At 42.0% G+C, this 17,590-nt stretch carries 15 protein-coding genes; 4 read left to right on the forward strand and 11 right to left on the reverse strand.

The features are described from left to right. Window positions 1–100: 100 nt before the first annotated feature. The gene (gene katA / locus J7I93_RS08250; protein ID WP_214725134.1) at window positions 101–1,558 is read left to right on the forward strand and encodes a catalase; all 1,458 of its coding nucleotides are present in this window, start codon (window positions 101–103) and stop codon (window positions 1,556–1,558) included. Window positions 1,559–1,658: 100 nt separating this feature from the next. On the opposite strand, the gene pdxR is transcribed toward katA, so the two are convergent. After that, a complete protein-coding gene (gene pdxR / locus J7I93_RS08255) occupies window positions 1,659–3,059 on the reverse strand; it encodes a MocR-like pyridoxine biosynthesis transcription factor PdxR (protein ID WP_214725136.1) in 1,401 nt (466 codons plus the stop codon). A gap of 100 nt (window positions 3,060–3,159) precedes the next feature. Here pdxR and J7I93_RS08260 point away from each other — a divergent pair, with 100 nt between their 5' ends. Both J7I93_RS08260 and J7I93_RS08265 read left to right on the forward strand, forming a co-directional pair. Continuing rightward, entirely contained in the window at window positions 3,160–3,711 is a 552-nt protein-coding gene (locus J7I93_RS08260) for a pyridoxamine 5'-phosphate oxidase family protein (protein WP_214725138.1), read from the forward strand. Between the two features lie 109 nt (window positions 3,712–3,820). Further along, entirely contained in the window at window positions 3,821–5,380 is a 1,560-nt protein-coding gene (locus J7I93_RS08265; protein ID WP_214725140.1) for an ABC-F family ATP-binding cassette domain-containing protein, read from the forward strand. Window positions 5,381–5,680: 300 nt separating this feature from the next. Here the strand turns inward: J7I93_RS08265 and J7I93_RS08270 are convergent, their stop codons facing one another. After that, window positions 5,681–6,091: a hypothetical protein gene (locus tag J7I93_RS08270; protein WP_214725142.1), complete on the reverse strand. Its 411-nt coding sequence runs from the start codon at window positions 6,089–6,091 to the stop codon at window positions 5,681–5,683. 157 nt (window positions 6,092–6,248) lie between these two features. On the opposite strand from J7I93_RS08270, the gene J7I93_RS08275 reads away from it, so the two are divergent. After that, the gene (locus J7I93_RS08275) at window positions 6,249–7,103 is read left to right on the forward strand and encodes a DegV family protein (protein ID WP_214725144.1); all 855 of its coding nucleotides are present in this window, start codon (window positions 6,249–6,251) and stop codon (window positions 7,101–7,103) included. A 35-nt stretch (window positions 7,104–7,138) separates the two neighbouring features. Here J7I93_RS08275 and J7I93_RS08280 read toward each other — a convergent pair whose 3' ends face one another. The 9 genes from J7I93_RS08280 to pdhA all read right to left on the reverse strand — a co-directional run bounded on the left by J7I93_RS08280 (window position 7,139) and on the right by pdhA (window position 17,451). After that, window positions 7,139–8,293, reverse strand: a complete 1,155-nt coding sequence (locus J7I93_RS08280) for a homogentisate 1,2-dioxygenase (protein ID WP_214725146.1) — start codon at window positions 8,291–8,293, stop codon at window positions 7,139–7,141. 9 nt (window positions 8,294–8,302) lie between these two features. Next, window positions 8,303–9,226, reverse strand: coding sequence for a fumarylacetoacetate hydrolase family protein (locus J7I93_RS08285; RefSeq protein ID WP_214725148.1), 924 nt, complete (start codon window positions 9,224–9,226; stop codon window positions 8,303–8,305). Between the two features lie 4 nt (window positions 9,227–9,230). Then, window positions 9,231–9,851, reverse strand: a complete 621-nt coding sequence (locus tag J7I93_RS08290; protein ID WP_214725150.1) for a flavin reductase family protein — start codon at window positions 9,849–9,851, stop codon at window positions 9,231–9,233. Continuing rightward, window positions 9,852–10,952, reverse strand: a complete 1,101-nt coding sequence (gene hisC / locus J7I93_RS08295; protein ID WP_214725152.1) for a histidinol-phosphate transaminase — start codon at window positions 10,950–10,952, stop codon at window positions 9,852–9,854. An 87-nt stretch (window positions 10,953–11,039) separates the two neighbouring features. Then, a complete protein-coding gene (hppD, locus tag J7I93_RS08300; RefSeq protein WP_214725154.1) occupies window positions 11,040–12,152 on the reverse strand; it encodes a 4-hydroxyphenylpyruvate dioxygenase in 1,113 nt (370 codons plus the stop codon). A 561-nt stretch (window positions 12,153–12,713) separates the two neighbouring features. Beyond that, window positions 12,714–14,153, reverse strand: a complete 1,440-nt coding sequence (lpdA, locus tag J7I93_RS08305) for a dihydrolipoyl dehydrogenase (RefSeq protein ID WP_214725155.1) — start codon at window positions 14,151–14,153, stop codon at window positions 12,714–12,716. Next, complete coding sequence (locus tag J7I93_RS08310) at window positions 14,154–15,377, reverse strand: dihydrolipoamide acetyltransferase family protein (RefSeq protein WP_214725157.1); 1,224 nt, start codon at window positions 15,375–15,377, stop codon at window positions 14,154–14,156. An 11-nt stretch (window positions 15,378–15,388) separates the two neighbouring features. Then, the gene (locus tag J7I93_RS08315) at window positions 15,389–16,384 is read right to left on the reverse strand and encodes an alpha-ketoacid dehydrogenase subunit beta (RefSeq protein ID WP_214725159.1); all 996 of its coding nucleotides are present in this window, start codon (window positions 16,382–16,384) and stop codon (window positions 15,389–15,391) included. Next, entirely contained in the window at window positions 16,384–17,451 is a 1,068-nt protein-coding gene (gene pdhA, locus J7I93_RS08320) for a pyruvate dehydrogenase (acetyl-transferring) E1 component subunit alpha (RefSeq protein WP_214725161.1), read from the reverse strand. The genes J7I93_RS08315 and pdhA overlap by 1 nt, the downstream gene beginning before the upstream one ends. Window positions 17,452–17,590: the final 139 nt, after the last annotated feature.

A 17,590-nucleotide genomic window follows, 5' to 3' on the forward strand; every position in this document is an offset into this window, starting at 1 on the left:
TTATTTATAATTATTATACATAAGTATTGATTTTATATTGAGAAATGTTATCATTATTTTTGTAAGTAAGCTATTAAACTATTTATGAGGTGATTTAAGAATGAAGAATAACAACAACCTTACTACGAGCTGGGGCGCACCTGTAGGCGATAACCAAAATTCAATGACTGCCGGCTCACGCGGGCCAACCTTAATCCAGGATGTACATTTACTTGAAAAACTTGCCCACTTTAACAGAGAGCGCGTGCCAGAGCGTGTTGTTCATGCCAAGGGTGCTGGCGCACATGGCTATTTTGAAGTAACTAATGACCTCACAAAATATACAAAAGCAGCCTTTTTATCAGAAGTGGGAAAACGCACACCCATGTTTATCCGCTTTTCGACTGTAGCAGGAGAGCTTGGTTCTGCTGATACAGTCCGCGACCCGCGCGGTTTTGCGGTTAAGTTTTATACTGAAGAAGGAAACTACGACCTGGTTGGAAACAATACTCCTGTATTCTTTATCCGTGATGCGATCAAGTTTCCTGATTTTATCCATACACAAAAACGCGACCCTAAAACACACCTGAAAAACCCGACAGCTGTTTGGGATTTCTGGTCCCTTTCACCTGAATCACTTCACCAGGTAACAATTTTAATGTCAGACCGCGGCATTCCTGCAACACTTAGACATATGCACGGTTTCGGAAGCCATACATTTAAGTGGGTTAATGCTGAAGGTAAAGGCGTTTGGGTAAAATATCACTTTAAGACAGAGCAAGGCGTTAAGAATCTTAGTGTAGAAGCTGCAGCTAAAATGGCTGGTGAAAATCCTGATTATCATACAGAGGATTTATTTAATGCGATTGAAAATGGAGACTTCCCATCATGGAAGCTATGTGTGCAGATTATGCCATTAGAAGATGCGAACACTTACCGGTTCGATCCATTTGATGTAACAAAGGTTTGGTCACAAAAGGACTACCCATTAATCGAAGTAGGCCGAATGGTTCTGAATAAAAACCCTGAAAACTACTTTGCAGAAGTTGAGCAGGCTACGTTCTCTCCTGGAACTCTAGTACCGGGTATTGATGTATCACCTGACAAAATGCTTCAGGGACGCCTATTTGCATACCATGATGCACATCGTTACCGTGTAGGTGCGAACCATCAAATGCTTCCAATCAACCGTCCCCGCAATGAAGTTAAAAACTATCAGCGCGATGGCAAAATGCGTTTTGACAATAACGGCGGTGGATCAGTATACTATGAGCCAAACAGCTTTGGAGGACCATCAGAAGTACCTGAGCACAAACAGGCAGCCTACCCTGTTTCCGGATTAGCTGAAAGCGTTGCATATGACCATAATGACCACTACACGCAAGCGGGTGACTTATATCGCTTAATGAGCGAAGAAGAACGCTCCCGCCTTGTGGCCAACATTGTGGCAGCCATGAAGCCAGTGGAAAAAGAAGAAATCAAGCTGCGCCAGATTCAGTACTTCTATAAAGCAGACCCTGAATACGGTACAAGGATTGCAAAAGGCCTTGGATTGGCGGTACCTCAGGGAGTAAAGTAATAGATTGATATATTGGGAGAAATCCCCTTATATTCTCATTTTCAATCTCGAATTATCATTTAAAAAGGCATCCATTGAGTTTCAATGGATGCCTTTTTTCTCAAATAAACCACGCTTCATGCAAAAGTCTTATTCCACTTTCAATGTCATCTTCTGATAAACCGCCAAATCCCAGCATAATGGTTGCATCCTTATTAATTACATCGTTCACCAGGTATGCTGAGGCAGAATAAACCTTTACTCCTTTTAACCCTGCTGCCTCAATAAGTTCAAAGTCTTTGCGATTCTTCACCTTAAGCAAAATATGAAGTCCAGCCTTCTCCCCAATTACTTCTACTTTATTCCCCATGTAATTTTCAATGCTAGAAAGAAGAGTCCTATGTTTGCCATGATAGATTTTGCGCATTTTTCGGATATGGCTTTCAAATTCACCCGTTGCCATAAAACTGCTTGCAGCCTTTTGGATTATGGTCGAAACGTTTTGGTGGGGAAGCTGCTCTTCTTTTTTGCACTTAAGTGACAATTCCGGGGGAAGCACCATATAACTTAACCTTGCTGACGGAAGGAAACATTTCGAAAATGTCCCAAGGTATATAACCTTCTCTCCTTCATCTAAAGCTTTTAACGGAGGAATCGGCATCCCCTGATAGCGGAATTCTCCATCATAATCATCCTCTATAATGTATCCTCCAGTTTGATATGCCCAATTTAGCAGTTTTTTCCTCTTTTGAATCGATAGAATCATTCCCATCGGAAATTGATGGGATGGTGTTACATAAACTGCTCTTGTCCCGTTAACCAAAGATGCTATATCCATTCCATCGTGTTGCAAAGGGATAGGGCTGATTTTACAATTCTCATGGGAAAAGATAGAGCGGACTCCATCATAACCTGGATCCTCGAACCCTATCATTTCCTCCCTGAGGCTTAACAGTTTGATTAGCAGACTTATAGATTGCTGAGTCCCTGAAGTAATCACAATTTGCTCTTGATTGCACGTTACTCCTCTGCTCCTGTATAAATATAAAGCTATCTGTTTTCGTAACTCTGCGTCCCCTTGCTTATCCCCATAATTAAAGCTATCACTATCCATTAAATCAAGAGCCTCATTTAAATGCTTCCGCCATTTTTTCATTGGAAAACCAGTAATATCTATGTCTCCATATTGAAAGTCATATTTAAAGGTTTTCTTAGTCAGTTCTATCGAATATTTCATTGGTTCTAAAGTTAAGGGCTGCTTAGGATTTATTATGTCTTCTACTGGCGAAACAAATATCCCGCTTTTAGGCCGGCTTTCTGCATAGCCCTCTGCTATCAGCTGGTGATAGGCTTCTTCAATCGTATTCTTGCTGACTTTCAAATATTGCGAAAGCTGACGGATAGATGGCAGTTTGGAGCCTGAAGATAATCGTCCGCTTTCAATTTCTCTCTTAACATACGAATAAATCTGTGAATAGATTGGTTCCTTATTATTTTTATTAATATATGGGGTGATCTCCATTTTCCCTCCATCTGACCCTTAAAAAAATATCAAAACTGTCACTTTGAATCAGGCCAAAGCTTTTTTAAAATGATTTTACCATATATAAGGAGGAAATCGAATGTATTCAATGAGACAACAAACGATGGAATGGAAGGATAAAGTAAGGATTGAAGATTTTTTATCAAAGGCTAAGGTTGGTCACTTAGGTTTATCGGATGATGATTTTCCGTATGTTATCCCTTTAAACTTCACCTGGCTTAATGGTTTTATTTATTTTCACGGTGCTTCTGAAGGAAGAAAGATTGATATTATGGCGAAAAATCAGCAGGCCTGCTTCACCGTATATGAGGAGTTGGGAACCATGTCTGATCCAGTCCCCGCCAAAACAGACACTGCCTATATGAGCGTCATGGTCTTTGGAAGAACAGAAAGAGTAGCAGATCTGAATGAAGCAACGGAAGTAATGCAGAGCATGCTGGATAAATATGTGCCCGGGTATTATGCGAATAAGCTTGCAAGCACTCATGTTGAAAAATACCGTTCTTCACTGGGAAGTAAGACGGCTGTTTTTAAAGTAATTCCGGAAATTGTTACTGCTAAAGAAAATGAATTGAATGAAAACAGGAGATTTTTCCCCGGCAGGACTGCACTTTCTGATATGGAAACATGATCTCGTAAAAATTCCCCCTCTCTCCAGCGGTTTCCGTCTAGTCTAACTGGTTAAAATCTAGTATCATGTAGAGATGGATTATTTATGGACAAAGTGAGGATTAAAAACAATGAGTTTATTAACTGTAGATAAATTGAGCCATACATTCGGTGACCGGACACTTTTCAAAGACGTTTCGTTCCGTCTGCTGGCAGAGGACCATGTAGGGCTTGTAGGAGCAAATGGGGTTGGAAAATCAACTCTTATGAATATTATCACTGGACAGCTTATTCATGATACAGGCCGCGTCGAGTGGACGCCGACCGTTGAATATGGTTATCTTGATCAGCATACGGTGCTTACACCTGGCAAGACGATGCGTGATGTCCTTAAAGACGCTTTCCTGCCTCTTTTTGAACAGGAAAAGGAACTAAACGAAGTAACAGCGAAAATGGCAGATGCCACACCGGAAGAACTTGAAGAGCTTCTTGAAAAAATGGGTGAAATACAGGACCGCCTTGATGCTGGCGGATTCTATTCCCTTGATATAAAAATTGAAGAAGCAGCTCGCGGGCTTGGCCTGGATGCAATAGGGCTTGACCGTGACGTTGCAGCACTTAGTGGCGGACAGCGTACAAAGGTTCTTTTGGCCAAACTTCTTTTAGAGCAGCCGCAGGTCTTACTTCTGGATGAGCCGACCAACTATTTGGATGTCGAACATATCCGCTGGCTGACAAACTATCTAAAAGAGTATCCTTATGCCTTTATGCTGATTTCCCATGATACCGAATTCATGAACCAGGTATCAAACACAATTTTCCACTTGGAATTTTCAAAGCTAACCCGTTATACAGCTAGCTATGATAAATTCCTGGAGCTGGCTGAAATTAATAAAAACCAGCATATCAATGCTTATGAAAAACAAAAAGAATTCATTAAAAAACAGGAAGATTTCATCGCAAAAAACAAAGCTCGTTATTCCACGACTGGCCGGGCGAAAAGCCGCCAAAAGCAGCTTGACCGCATGGAAAGAATTGATCGTCCTGAAACAGCAATGAAACCGACGTTCGAATTCAAAGAATCACGCGGCAGCAGCCGATATGTGTTCCTGGGCGAAGATTTCGAAATTGGGTATACGAATGCCCTATTGCCAAAGATGTCAATGACCATTGAGCGCGGTGAAAAGATTGCCATTGTCGGCTGCAATGGTGTCGGAAAATCAACTCTATTAAAAACGATGCTAGGCAAAATCAAGCCAATCAGCGGCAAAGTTGAACAAGGTGATTTCCTATACCCTTCCTACTTCGAACAGGAAGTAAAAGCCGAAAATATTACGCCAATCGATGACGTATGGAGTGAATTCCCTGGAATGGACCAGCATCAGGTTCGTGCAGCACTGGCAAAATGCGGTTTGAAAAACGAACATATTTCTCGGCCGATGAACCAGTTAAGCGGTGGAGAGCAGGCAAAAGTCCGCCTTTGCAAGCTTCTTATGAATGAAAGTAACTGGCTGTTATTCGATGAGCCGACTAACCACCTTGATGTTGTGGCAAAAGAAGAATTGAAACGTGCACTGAAAGCCTATAAAGGCACCATTGTACTCGTATGCCACGAACCGGATTTCTATGAAGACTGGGTAACAAAGGTTTGGAATGTCGAAGAATGGTCACAGCAGCTTAATGCTAATTGAATAAGATGATCCCCTGCCTTGCAGGGGATTTTTGTTTGGCTGAAAAATTGCGCTGTTTGGCCGATAAATTTGTAATATTGGCCGATAAATATGAATACCCGCCGTTTTTCTGAAAATTATCGCTAAATATATCTTTATATGAGAAATTTTTAGACTTCTCTTTCATTTTTACTGCAAAAAAGCCGCACCAAAAGGATGAGGCCTTATATTTTCTATTCGCTTACCACTTTTACATGTATACCTCTATCGACACGATACGTAAATATTACTTCTTCAAAACTGCCTGTATAAAGGGGTAAGTTATAATAATAATTCTGTTTTTATCTTTTCAAGCTTTTTAAACTTTCTGTTATGTTTGCTTCTTGCCAATAAATGATTAAGCCAGTATTCAGCTTTTTCTTGGTCACCAATTTTAATAAATGTCACAATAGCACGTTTAAAACCGCTGTCATAGGGTATATCTTCATCAGCAACCAGCTGAAATGCTTTTTCATAGTGGGCAGCTGCCATTTCTAAACTTTGCTGTTCCTCATAAAGAATACCCAGATAAAAATAGCCGCTTGCAATTTCTTTTATAGGAAAAGGCTTCAAGACAGCCTCCTGCATGATTGCAATCGCTATGTCTCTTGAAGCTGGTTTATCGTATTTAAAAGCTTTGTTCACATAGTGTTCATATTTATCTTTTCTCTTTTTAAAATCAAACAGTGCCATTTCATCACCTCTTTTGGATACTGCCCCTTATTTCCTTTATATGGCTTCATAAAAAAGCAATACGGGTTATGGTTTCTTAGTGTATAATAAAGTGAAATTGCAGATATGAAAACGTTTAAATTTTTACCAAAATATTTAAAAAAGGACTAATACATATATGACTAATAAAAAAATTGCCTGGATTACAGACAGCACGGCTTTTTTAACCCAAGAATTGCTGAACCACCCCGATGTTTATGTGGTCCCTCTTACGATCACTTTCGGTGAGGAATCTTATGAAGATGGGGTTGATTTGACAACCGAACAGCTATATAGCCGCATTCGTGCTGAAAAAGAAGTACCGAAGACATCGCAGCCTTCTGCGGGAAGGTTCGCTGAATTGTTTGAAAAATTAAAATCAGAATATGATTCAGCGGTTTCTGTGCATATTTCAAGCAAATTGAGCGGCACGCTAAACAGTTGTTTATCAGGGGCGGAGCTGGCTGAATTCCCCGTTACTGGCGTGGATTCAAAATGTATGTCATTCGCGATTACAACCCTGATCCAAAAAGGCCTCATGCTGGCGAATAATGATATGCCAGCCCATAAAATTGCTGAGATTCTGCAAAATGAAGCTAATAAATCAGAGAATTATATTTTGCTTGGAAGCCTTGAGCAATTTTATAAGGGCGGACGGATGTCAGGAACCCAGTATTTGCTTGGCAGCATTTTAAAGATCAAGCCGATCATCCGCATTAACCGGGATGGTGAATTTGAGTTATTTGATAAAGTTCGTTCTGAAAAGAAAGCAATTAAAAGAATGATAGAGCTGCTGGGAGATTCCTATAGCAAGCACACCATTCCGCAGGTACAGATTATGCATGGAAATGTTGAGGGAAAAGCTAATGAACTGGCTGAAGAAATTAAATCTGCTTTTCCTCGCCTTGACATCTTTATCGGTGAAATCAGTTCCACGATTGCTGCGCATGCTGGTGAAGGCACGCTAGCAGTGATTTGGCATAATGAAAAGTAATAAAAAGCACTTTCCGTGGAGGAAAGTGCTTTTTTCTATTCAACCCATGTATACATATATTTTTTGTCTTCAATTGATTTTGCCTGTTTAACCACCTTTAATGGCTTGAAGGTATCAATCATTACAGCTAGCTCAAGCGTTTCCTTTTTTCCGATGCTCGCTTCTGTTTTCCCAGGATGAGGGCCATGCGGAATTCCGCTCGGATGAAGCGTAATCGAGCCTTCATTGATTCCCTTCCTGCTCATAAAATTCCCCTCTACATAATACAGAAGTTCATCACTGTTTACGTTGCTGTGATAATAAGGTGCAGGAATGGCCTCCGGGTGGTAGTCATATAATCTTGGCACAAATGAACATACCACAAAATTATGCCCCTCAAATGTCTGATGAACTGGAGGCGGCTGGTGGACTCTGCCTGTGATGGGTTCAAAATCTTCTATATTAAATGCCCACGGATACAGGTAGCCATCCCAGCCTTCGACATCAAGCGGGTGATGATTCAGGATATGGGAGTGGAGATAGCCTCTTGTTTTTGTAATGACTTCAAATTCCCCTTTTTGGTCGTAAGTTACCAATGCTTCCGGACCACGCAAATCTCTTTCGCAGAATGGGCTGTGTTCCAATAACTGTCCATACTCATTGCGATATCTTCTCGGTGTCGAGATCTGGCTAAAAGACTCTACAAGCAGCACTTTCGTCGTTTCATTTTCATTTGGAATTACCCGGTAAATAGTACCTATTGGAAGGATTAAGTAATCACCAGGGCGATAAGTTAGGGTGCCAAACATGGTTTCGACTTTACCGCTTCCATAATGGATATAGAGCAGTTCATCCCCATCGCCATTTCGGTAAAAGCTTTTCATGGGCTCGGTAACGTTAGCCGTCCCTATCAATAAATCATTATTTCCCAACAAGTACTCTCTAGCCTTTAGTGCGTCACCTGTTTTCTCGATTTGGTCAGTCAGCAAATGGCGATGCTTCAAGCTTTCCTGATCCTCATATTCTGGAAGATATTTACCAATCAGCTCAGTACGTGCTACTTCTGTCGGCATATAATGATGATACAGAATCGATTGTGTTCCAGAAAAGCCCTTTGTGCCCATAACTTGCTCCCTGAAAAGGGTGCCATCAGGCTTTCTGAAAGTTGTATGGCGTTTGTGCGGGATATTACCCATTTTGCGATAATACATAGTTCCACCTCACTCTATAGCAATCTTATTTTTTAAAGTACCTAGACAGCCAATTTCAAGTTCCACTTCGTCCCCGGGCTCAAGCCAGCGGTGTACATCTGTACCAAGTTCCAGAATGCAGCCGCTCCCGACTGTCCCTGAGCCAATTAATTCGCCAGGGCATAAGGTTACACCCTCTGATGCCCGTTCAATCATTTCGTAAAAAGAATAATAAATATCCTGCATATTTCCTTCAGATAGAAGGGTGCCATTAACCTTGGCGGTCATCGGCAAGTCATAGCCGCTTTCAACACGATAATCTATCAATTCATCTTTTGTAATAATATAAGGACCAATCGTTGTTGCGAAATCCTTCCCTTTTGCAGGTCCAAGGCCAACCTTCATCTCTTTCCTTTGAGTATCCCTTGCACTCCAGTCATTCAGAATACAGTAGCCAAAAATATAATCATCTGCTTCGGAAGCTTTGATATCCTTGCCTTCTTTCCCGATCACACATGCTATTTCCAGTTCATAATCCAGCCACTCACAATTCTTCGGCCGGAAAATCTCTTCTTCTGGCCCCTTAATGCTAAGATGATTTGAAAAATAGAAAACAGGGATCTCATACCATTCAGGTATCATATCAAGTCCGCGGTTTCCTCTGGCGGTTTTTACATGCTCTTCAAATGCATAAAAGTCCCGGAAGCTTTTCGGATTTGGCAGAGGGGCTTTTAAGATCACCTGTGACAGCGGATAGACACCTTTATCTGTGTTTTTCAGCTTTTTGCTTTTTGATAAAAACTCCATAAAAAACGCATGATTTTCCAAAAATTCAAGCATGGTTTTGGGGAGAACTCCGTTTGTAGCTTCGTGCATATCCACAGCATGCTCATTATTTTTCAGCCACCCTGCTCTAATGGATCCATCTTGTTTTTGAAAAGTTATAAATTTCATAGCATCACCTTGGCTCCGTTTTTCGGATTAATTCAAAAACATCCGACATTGGCCTTGTATAGATATGTCCTGCCATACGGCCTACCGGTTTAAGCTTTTCTGAATTGATCCGGCCGTTTTCATAAAGCCCTTCAGCAACATGCACGTGTTCGATTCTTCCAATAACCAGACTTCCGGAGCCTGCATGCTCTCCAAAATGCAGAACCTGATATAAGCTGCATTCCAGATGGACTTTTGATTCCTTCACCCTTGGTGGCTTAACAGCAGCACTTTTTTCTTTTGCCAGCCCGGCAGCGTCCAGTTCGTCAGTGCCACGAGGATAATCAGCTGCACAAATGTTCATCTTTTCGATAAAATCCTCACTGACAATATTGATGACGAATTCCTTTGTCGCTTCTATGTTAGCAAGGGTATCTTTTTTTGTTCCATCCGTCCCTTTTCTCATAGGAGAGAAGCAGATGAGCATCGGATCTGCACAAACCGCTGTAAAAAAGCTGAATGGATCAGCATTTACATTTCCGCTTTCATCAACAGTTGTGACAAACGCAATGGGACGGGGAAGGATTGACCCTGCCAATAGCTTATATGCGTCCTTCCACACAAGACTTCCAGGATTAATTTCCATTTATCTTACACCGCCCTTATTATTTAAAAGCTCGCTGATTACACTTATAACCGCTTCGTTATCCCCTCTTGTTCCAAGAGTCATCCTAAAAGCATCTGCATATCCCGGCAGCTTCATTTGGCGAACAACCAACCCGTTAGCAATGAGACTTGCCGCGATTGGATGCTGGCTGAAAACATAAACAAAGTTGGTTTGTGAAGGAAAGAAACCAATGTTCAGTTCTGCGAATTTTTCACAAACAAACTCCCGTTCGACAGCATTCTTTTTCGAACAATCTTTTACAAAATCTTGATCAGCCAAAGCTGTTGCCGCTGCTGCCTGGACAAGGTGGTTTACATTAAAAACATCTTTCACTTTATGAAGCTCCTTAACAATCTCAGGGTCCATTATTCCATAACCGGCGCGAAGTCCGGCAAGGCCATAAATCTTTGAAAAAGTCCTGAGGATAATCAGGTTGGGATACTGCTTGAGCAGTGGAATTGATTCCAAAAATTCTTTTGATGTAACGTATTCGTAATAAGCTTCATCTAAAATAATCAGAATGTTCGGTGGAATTTTCCCTATGAACTGGTATAGCTCATCTTTCCCGACAATCGTACCTGTTGGATTGTTGGGATTACAGACAAACACCATTTTTGTTCTATGGCCAATCTTCTCATACATAGCATCTAAATCATGGGATCCATTTCGGAGTGGGACTGAAACAGCCTTGCCGCCTTCAATGACTACATTTGTTTCATATCTGGGAAAGGTAATCTGAGCCATTACTGCTTCATCGCCCGGACTTATGTATGCTCTTGTCAAAAGGCGGATTATTTCTTCAGAACCGTTACTTGCCAAGATTCTGTCTTCGCTTAGACTGTAAAATTCCGCTATTTTTCGTATCAGCTGGGAAACGGTCCCATCCGGATAAAAATAAAGACTATTCATCGCTTTGGTAATGCTATCCTTTACCTCTGGGGAACAGCCATATACATTTTCATTATCAGACATTTTCCGGGCAGCCTTTAGATTAAATTTTGCTTTAATCTCCTCCGGGGAATTGCCCAGCGGGTAAGATACTATTTTTTCCACGGCACTTCTCGTCTGTATTTTAGCCATATCTTTTGCCTCCTTTGCGCCAAGGTTCTTGCTGTTTAATACACTTATTAAAAAAGGGAGAATGCATCTCCCTTTTCTGCAATATATTTATAGATTTCCGCGTCTTTCCTGTTCACGTTCAATCGATTCAAACAGTGCCTTGAAATTTCCTTCACCAAACCCTCTTGCCCCTTTACGCTGGATCACTTCGATGAAAAGGGTAGGCCGGTCAACAATTGGCTTCGTAAAGATTTGCAGTAAATACCCTTCATCGTCACGGTCTACTAAAATGCTTAATTCTTTTAGCTTATCAATCTCTTCATCAATTTCCCCTACACGCTCGGAAAGCATGTCATAGTAAGAATCAGGTGTGTTTAAAAACTCTACGCCATTCTTACGAAGAATGCTGACCGTTTTAACGATATCCTCAGTGAGGATGGCCAGATGCTGCACACCAGCCCCATTATAGTATTCGAGGTATTCCTCAATCTGCGACTTGCGTTTTCCCTCTGCAGGCTCGTTGATCGGGAATTTAATCCTGCCGCCATTATGCATTACTTTAGACATTAAAGCTGAATATTCAGTTGTAATATCTTTATCAGTAAAGTGCTTCATTTCTTTGAAGCCCATTACATTCGCATAATAGTTCACCCATTCTTCCATTCTTTCCACATTGCCGACAACATGGTCGATACCGATAAATCCTGCATCTTCAAACGGAACAGTTGTTTCATAAGGTTCAAAGCCAGGCATGAAAATACCTTTGTAATTACTGCGCTCAACGAGTGTGTGGATCGTATCTCCATATGTACCGATTACGGCTTTTTTCACCGTACCATGCTCATCTTCTATTTCATATGGCGGCTGAATTTCAATAGCGCCTCTTTTTACTGCTTCTTGATATGCCTTTTCGACATTATCAACCGTTAATGCGATATCCTTAACTCCATCACCGTGCTTTTTAATAAAAGCTGATACTCTCGAGCTATCATTCAATGTTCCCGTGATGACCAGACGTATTTTTCTTTGCTGGAGTACATAAGAAACAGTTTCTCTGTTCCCTGTTTCAAGTCCAGAATATGCAACTGGCTTGAACCCGAATGCTGTACAGAAATAATGGCATGACTGCTTCGCATTGCCAGAGTAAATTTCTAAATAGTCCACTTCCTTAACAGGAAAGAAATCCGCATTTTGCTCTTTTAACAACTTTTCTTCTTGCATCCTAACCCCTCCATTTATAAAATTATTAATATTTTGAATTTATAATATATGAAACTTGTAAACGTTCTCAAGAGTTCAAGTTAAAGCTATAATGCACTTCTGCGATAAAGCGAAACTTCTTCCAGCCTGCTTTTGGCTGGAAGTTAGTTGAGCCAATCGGGTCTTTACTGGCAGTTTAGAGCAATTCATCTTTTTAAAATTCAAACTTATTTACTGCCAGTTAAGACGGGGTAAAGCGAAACTTCTTCCAGCCTGCTTTTTGGCTGGAAGTTAGTTGAGGCCCTCAGGAAGAGGGTCACTCAGACGTTGCCACAGGACGTGGCGTTTTTAGTCTGAGTTCATTAATCGGGTCTTTACTGGCAGTTTTGGAGAATTCACACTATTTAAGACATAATTTTAATTACTGCCAGTTAAGACGGGGTAAAGCGAAACTTCTTCCAGCCTGCTTTTGGCTGGAAGTTAGTTGAGGACCTCAGGAAGAGGGTGTTGCCACAGGACGTGGCGTTTTTAGTCTGAGTTCATTAATCAGGTCTTTACTGGCAGTTAAGATAGTCCCATCTTCTATACTTTTAATCTCTCTTTTATCAAACCTGGCGGTAAATGCACAGCCTGTTTTTTTAATGCCTCCACTGCTTCAAGCAGACCTTCATTCATGCTCGGGTGCGGATAGTGTGGGAATATTAGGTCTTCATCCCTTGCCGCCATTTCCAATGCTGTGATCCCGCTTGAAATCAGCTCAACCGCACCATGGCCAACCATATGGAAGCCTAGCAGCACATGCTTTTCCTTATCACTAATGACTTTGATGAATCCATCTTTTTTCCCGATCAATGTGCTATAACCATTAGAGGATAATGGATATTGGCCAATTTCAATATCATAGCCTAGATTTATAGCTTCTTCTTCCGTTAAACCACAACCTGCAATGGGGGGCTGCGTGTGGGCTACAACCGGAATAAAACGAAAGTCAGATTCCGATGCTATGCCCGCAATCGCTTCAGCTGCTGTTTTTCCTTGCTTAATAGCTTTTACTGCAAGAGCTGGTCCCTCCGTAACATCACCAATAGCATATATATTTTCCCGGGACGTCCGGCATTGATGATCCACCTTAATAAAACCAGCTGTGCTTATTTCTACTCCTATGCGGTTAAGACCGAGCTGGTCTGTATTTGGCTTAATGGACGCGGATGAAAATAAGTATGTTCCTGAAAGGGTTTTTGTCTTTCCCTTTGCTTCAAGAATTAGTGATACATTGTCCTCAAAAAGCTGTAATTCCAATACATCCACATTCCTTACAACATTCAGCCCTTTCTTTTTTAAAATTCTCTTCAGCTCCCGGCAGATTGATTGGTCAAATTCAAACTCTGCTTTTCCTTCATCAAGGATGAGAGTCACATCCGCACCAAGTGCCTGATAAGCCATCCCGATCTCCAGGGCGATATAGTCACTTCCGTAAACCAGCAGCTTTTCGGGAATTTCATTTAAATTTGCAATGGACTGAGTATCCAGGAGCCTTTCACTTTTTTCCTGCAGCCACGCAGGGGGAACCGGTGTGCTTCCTGTTGCGATGATGGCATCCTTAAATCGAAAAACCTCATATTTCTCCCCATTTTCTACGCCTACTTTATCCTCAGCCAAAAAAAATGCCGAGCCCTCAACAATCTCAACCTTATTTGCTTTGCAGAGCGCCTCAATTCCTGCCCGAAGCTGCTCAACTGTCTTCTGTTTATATTCCTGAAGCTTTTTCATGTTAAAATGGATGGCTTTTGCTTCAAACCCCCAGTTCTCTGCCTCCTGATAGGAAACAGCTTTTTCAGCAGCCTGAGTCAGGATTTTCGACGGAATACACCCTTTGTTTAAACAAACACCGCCCAATTGACCTCGTTCAATTAACGTGACAGTACGTCCAAGCTGCGCTGCGCGAATCGCCGCATGGTATCCCCCAGGGCCCCCGCCAATAATGATGACATCTCGTTCATATGCAAGTTCGCCAACTACCATTTATACCATCTCCAGGACAAGCATTTTTGGATTTTGTATCAGTTCGGCAAACCGGTTTGTGAAGCGCACTGCTGTCGCCCCGTCTGCCACTCTATGGTCAAAGGACATGGAAATATTCATCATCGACCGGATGACAATCTGGTCATCTCCCATAACCACAGGCATTTTCTTTGTTTTATGAAAGGCCACAACAGCTGTCTGCGGATGCTGAATGATCGGTGTAGCACCGAAGCTTCCTCCCAGAGGCCCCACATTACTGATGGTAAAAGTGCCGTCAGATATTTCTTTAACAGTCAGCATGTTTTCTTGCGCTCTCTCCGTCAGCTGTTTCATTTCATCGTGGATCTTGCGGATGGATTTCTTCTCAACATTTTGGATGACCGGAACAATTAACCCTTCCTCGGTGTCCACCGCGATGCCAATATGATGATCCTTAAGCAAATGGATCTCTTCCTTTTCTTCATCAAGATCCGCATTGAATACAGGAAATTCCTTCAGGCAAATAGACAGTGCCTTAAGGAAAAAAGCTGTTGCTGATATGTTCTGTTTATGGTCTTTAAACTCATTCCTGAATGTATTCAGCTCTGTAACATCAATTTCTTCAAAATGTGTGCAATGCGGAATCGTATATAGTGAGTGCGCCATTTTTTTGGCAATCTGTTTTCTTCGGCCTCTGAAAGGAATAGTACTCCATTCCTTATCATTAATATTTGCCGGTTCCTTAGTAGCTGGCTGAGCAGGTATATTAGGCTTTTTCTGGGCAGCCGCCAAATGTTTGTAGATATCTTCATCCAAAATGCGGCCTGCAGGGCCAGTTCCAACAACATTTTCTATATTAATTCCATTCTCGCGGGCAATCTTTCTTGTAAATGGGGAAGCGAGCACCCTTTTTCCTTTTACTGCTGCAAAAGAATGCAGCTGTTTGGCTTGTAATTCAGCGGCATCCGGCTTAGGAAGTTTTTTCCCAGTCTTTTCAGAAACACAAGCAGGCTCATCCACCGCTAAAATTAATAAGGTGGATCCTACCGAAACCGTATCGCCAGGCTGGACTGTAAACTCCTTTATAATTCCGGCTCTAGGTGCCGGAATTTCTGCGGTCATTTTATCGGTCTGTACTTCGACTAGAGGGTCATCAGCTTTAACCGCTTCTCCTGGTTTGACTAAAAAACAATTAATTTCTGCCTCTGTCATGCCTGCTCCAATATCATGCAGCTTAACTTCCACGGCTTACCCTCCTAGAACTTTATTACTTTTTCAATACTATGCTGGATACGATTTGGGGTGGGCAGATAATGGTCCTCAAAACCGAAGTATGGCACAGGAGCATCAAAACCTGTCACACGCTCAACTGGGGCTTTTTGATATAAAAAGGATGTGTCATTGATAATAGCAAGTACATCATTTCCGACTCCGCCGGTAGCATGTGCTTCATGGACAATAACTGTTCTGCCTGTTTTTTGCACAGACTCTGCTATAATATCCTTATCGATTGGAAATAACGTCCTCAGGTCAATTACATCACAATGAATTCCCTTTTCCTTCATCGTCTTGGCTGCTTTCATCGCCTCGGGAACCATCGCGCCCCAGGCAATAACCGTAACATCATCGCCCTCCATGAGCTTTTTGCCCTTTCCGATTTCAACTGTATATTTTCCTTCAGGCACTTCTTCCTTCATTGACCGGTAGCAGCGCATTGGTTCAAGAAACAAAACCGGATCAGGATCTTCAATAGCTGCAATCAGCAAACCTTTGGCATCATAGGGGCTTGCCGGGCAAACAACCTTAATACCCGGCATATGGGTAAAAATCGCTTCCGTTGAGTCACAGTGGATTTCAGGCGCCCTGACACCCGCGCCATAAGGGGCGCGGATAACCATTGGAACTGTAAAATGGCCCATCGTCCTCATCCGCAGCCTTGAAGCATGCGTCATGATTTGCTCATAAGCGGGGTAAATAAAGCCAAGGAATTGAATCTCGATAACGGGTAAAAAGCCGTTCACTGCCATCCCTATCCCTGCTCCAACAAACCCTGCTTCACTTAAAGGGGTATCAATGACCCGGTTTTCTCCATACTTTGCCTGCAGTCCGTCCGTTGCACGGAATACTCCCCCGTTTTTCCCAATATCTTCACCAAGCAGTAAAACTTCTTCTCTCTTTTCAAGCATCGTATCAAGAGCATCCGTAATGGCCTGAACCAGCGTTAATGTCTTTGTTCCAACTGCGGTTTTCATTATTTGCCTCCCCTTATCAGCTTAAGATACTCTTCTTTTTGCTGTTGAATTTGCCAGGTTGGCTCCTCGAAGACATAGTCAAATATAACTGCAGGATCTGCTGGTGGATAGTTCTCCATTTCAGCAACAGCTTGATCTACTTCTGCAGTGGCCTCATCCTCTGCTGCCTGCACCCATTTTTCATCATGAATTCCTTCGTTTTTCATCCATCTTTCCAGCCTTAAGATCGGATCGGTCTCCTGCCTTCTGTTGATGCTATCCGCTTGATCACGATATTTCGATGGATCATCAGCAGTTGTATGTGCTCCGTATCTCCATGTAACAGCTTCTATAAGAGTCGGGCCTTCACCATTTCTAGCTCTTTCAAGGGCTTTTAACGTTTCAAAGTAAACGATAAAGATATCATTGCCGTCTATCCTTACACCAGGGATATCATATGCAAGTGCTTTTTGTGCTATTGTTTTTGAATTCATTTGTTTATGGATTGGCACGGAAATGGCATACTGATTATTTTGATTAAAAAAGACAACAGGGGCCTTAAATACACTCGCAAAGTTCAGGCCTTCATGAAAGTCCCCTTCTGATGTAGCTCCATCTCCAAAATAAGCAATCGCTGCATTTGATGTGCCTTTTTTTCTTTCTGCGAAAGCAGCGCCGGCCGCATGCGGGATTTGTGTTGCAATCGGGATGCCTGGAGGAAAGATCTTTTTTCCACCCGGGGGGATACAGCCTTCATTGCGGCCATTCCAAAACAACAGGATGTTCCTTAAAGAGTGTCCGAATGTCATGGCCGCTCCATGGTCACGATAGGTAGGGAACATCCAGTCATTTGGCTCAAGTGCCGCAGCAGTTCCGACCTGTGAAGCCTCCTGACCTTCAAAAGGAGCATAAGTTCCAATCCTGCCCTGCCGCTGCAGCGAGATTGCTTTGCGGTCAAAAATGCGTATTCTAATCATCTGTTTGTAGAATTCTTTTGCAAGGTTTTCAGATAGCTTTTCTTTATATTCAGGGGAAACGATATTTCCGTTTTCGTCCAGTATGCGTCGGATCGGAAAGTGATTTTCCATTTTCTCACCCTTTGGCTATTTTTTAGGCTTTTTTCGCAAAGTTTGTTGCTTGCAAACTAGTTTTAATTACTGAGTTGATTNNGCAAGCTTTATAGTCCAAAACAACAATCTATACGAAAAGAGCCATTTTTTAAGTAAT

The sequence above is a fragment of the Bacillus sp. ISL-47 genome (assembly GCF_018613175.1).
GTDB lineage: Bacteria > Bacillota > Bacilli > Bacillales > Cytobacillaceae > Cytobacillus.

Excerpts from the sequence above, each read along its gene's own strand:
- J7I93_RS08280 (WP_214725146.1), bottom strand. The coding sequence starts at position 8,293 with ATGTATTATCGCAAAATGGGTAATATCCCGCACAAACGCCATACAACT.
- katA (WP_214725134.1), top strand. The coding sequence starts at position 101 with ATGAAGAATAACAACAACCTTACTACGAGCTGGGGCGCACCTGTAGGC.
- J7I93_RS08260 (WP_214725138.1), top strand. The coding sequence starts at position 3,160 with ATGTATTCAATGAGACAACAAACGATGGAATGGAAGGATAAAGTAAGG.
- hisC (WP_214725152.1), bottom strand. The coding sequence starts at position 10,952 with ATGGCTAAAATACAGACGAGAAGTGCCGTGGAAAAAATAGTATCTTAC.
- J7I93_RS08290 (WP_214725150.1), bottom strand. The coding sequence starts at position 9,851 with ATGGAAATTAATCCTGGAAGTCTTGTGTGGAAGGACGCATATAAGCTA.
- pdhA (WP_214725161.1), bottom strand. The coding sequence starts at position 17,451 with ATGGAAAATCACTTTCCGATCCGACGCATACTGGACGAAAACGGAAAT.
- J7I93_RS08315 (WP_214725159.1), bottom strand. The coding sequence starts at position 16,384 with ATGAAAACCGCAGTTGGAACAAAGACATTAACGCTGGTTCAGGCCATT.
- J7I93_RS08270 (WP_214725142.1), bottom strand. The coding sequence starts at position 6,091 with ATGGCACTGTTTGATTTTAAAAAGAGAAAAGATAAATATGAACACTAT.
- J7I93_RS08285 (WP_214725148.1), bottom strand. The coding sequence starts at position 9,226 with ATGAAATTTATAACTTTTCAAAAACAAGATGGATCCATTAGAGCAGGG.
- hppD (WP_214725154.1), bottom strand. The coding sequence starts at position 12,152 with ATGCAAGAAGAAAAGTTGTTAAAAGAGCAAAATGCGGATTTCTTTCCT.
- lpdA (WP_214725155.1), bottom strand. The coding sequence starts at position 14,153 with ATGGTAGTTGGCGAACTTGCATATGAACGAGATGTCATCATTATTGGC.
- J7I93_RS08265 (WP_214725140.1), top strand. The coding sequence starts at position 3,821 with ATGAGTTTATTAACTGTAGATAAATTGAGCCATACATTCGGTGACCGG.
- pdxR (WP_214725136.1), bottom strand. The coding sequence starts at position 3,059 with ATGGAGATCACCCCATATATTAATAAAAATAATAAGGAACCAATCTAT.
- J7I93_RS08275 (WP_214725144.1), top strand. The coding sequence starts at position 6,249 with ATGACTAATAAAAAAATTGCCTGGATTACAGACAGCACGGCTTTTTTA.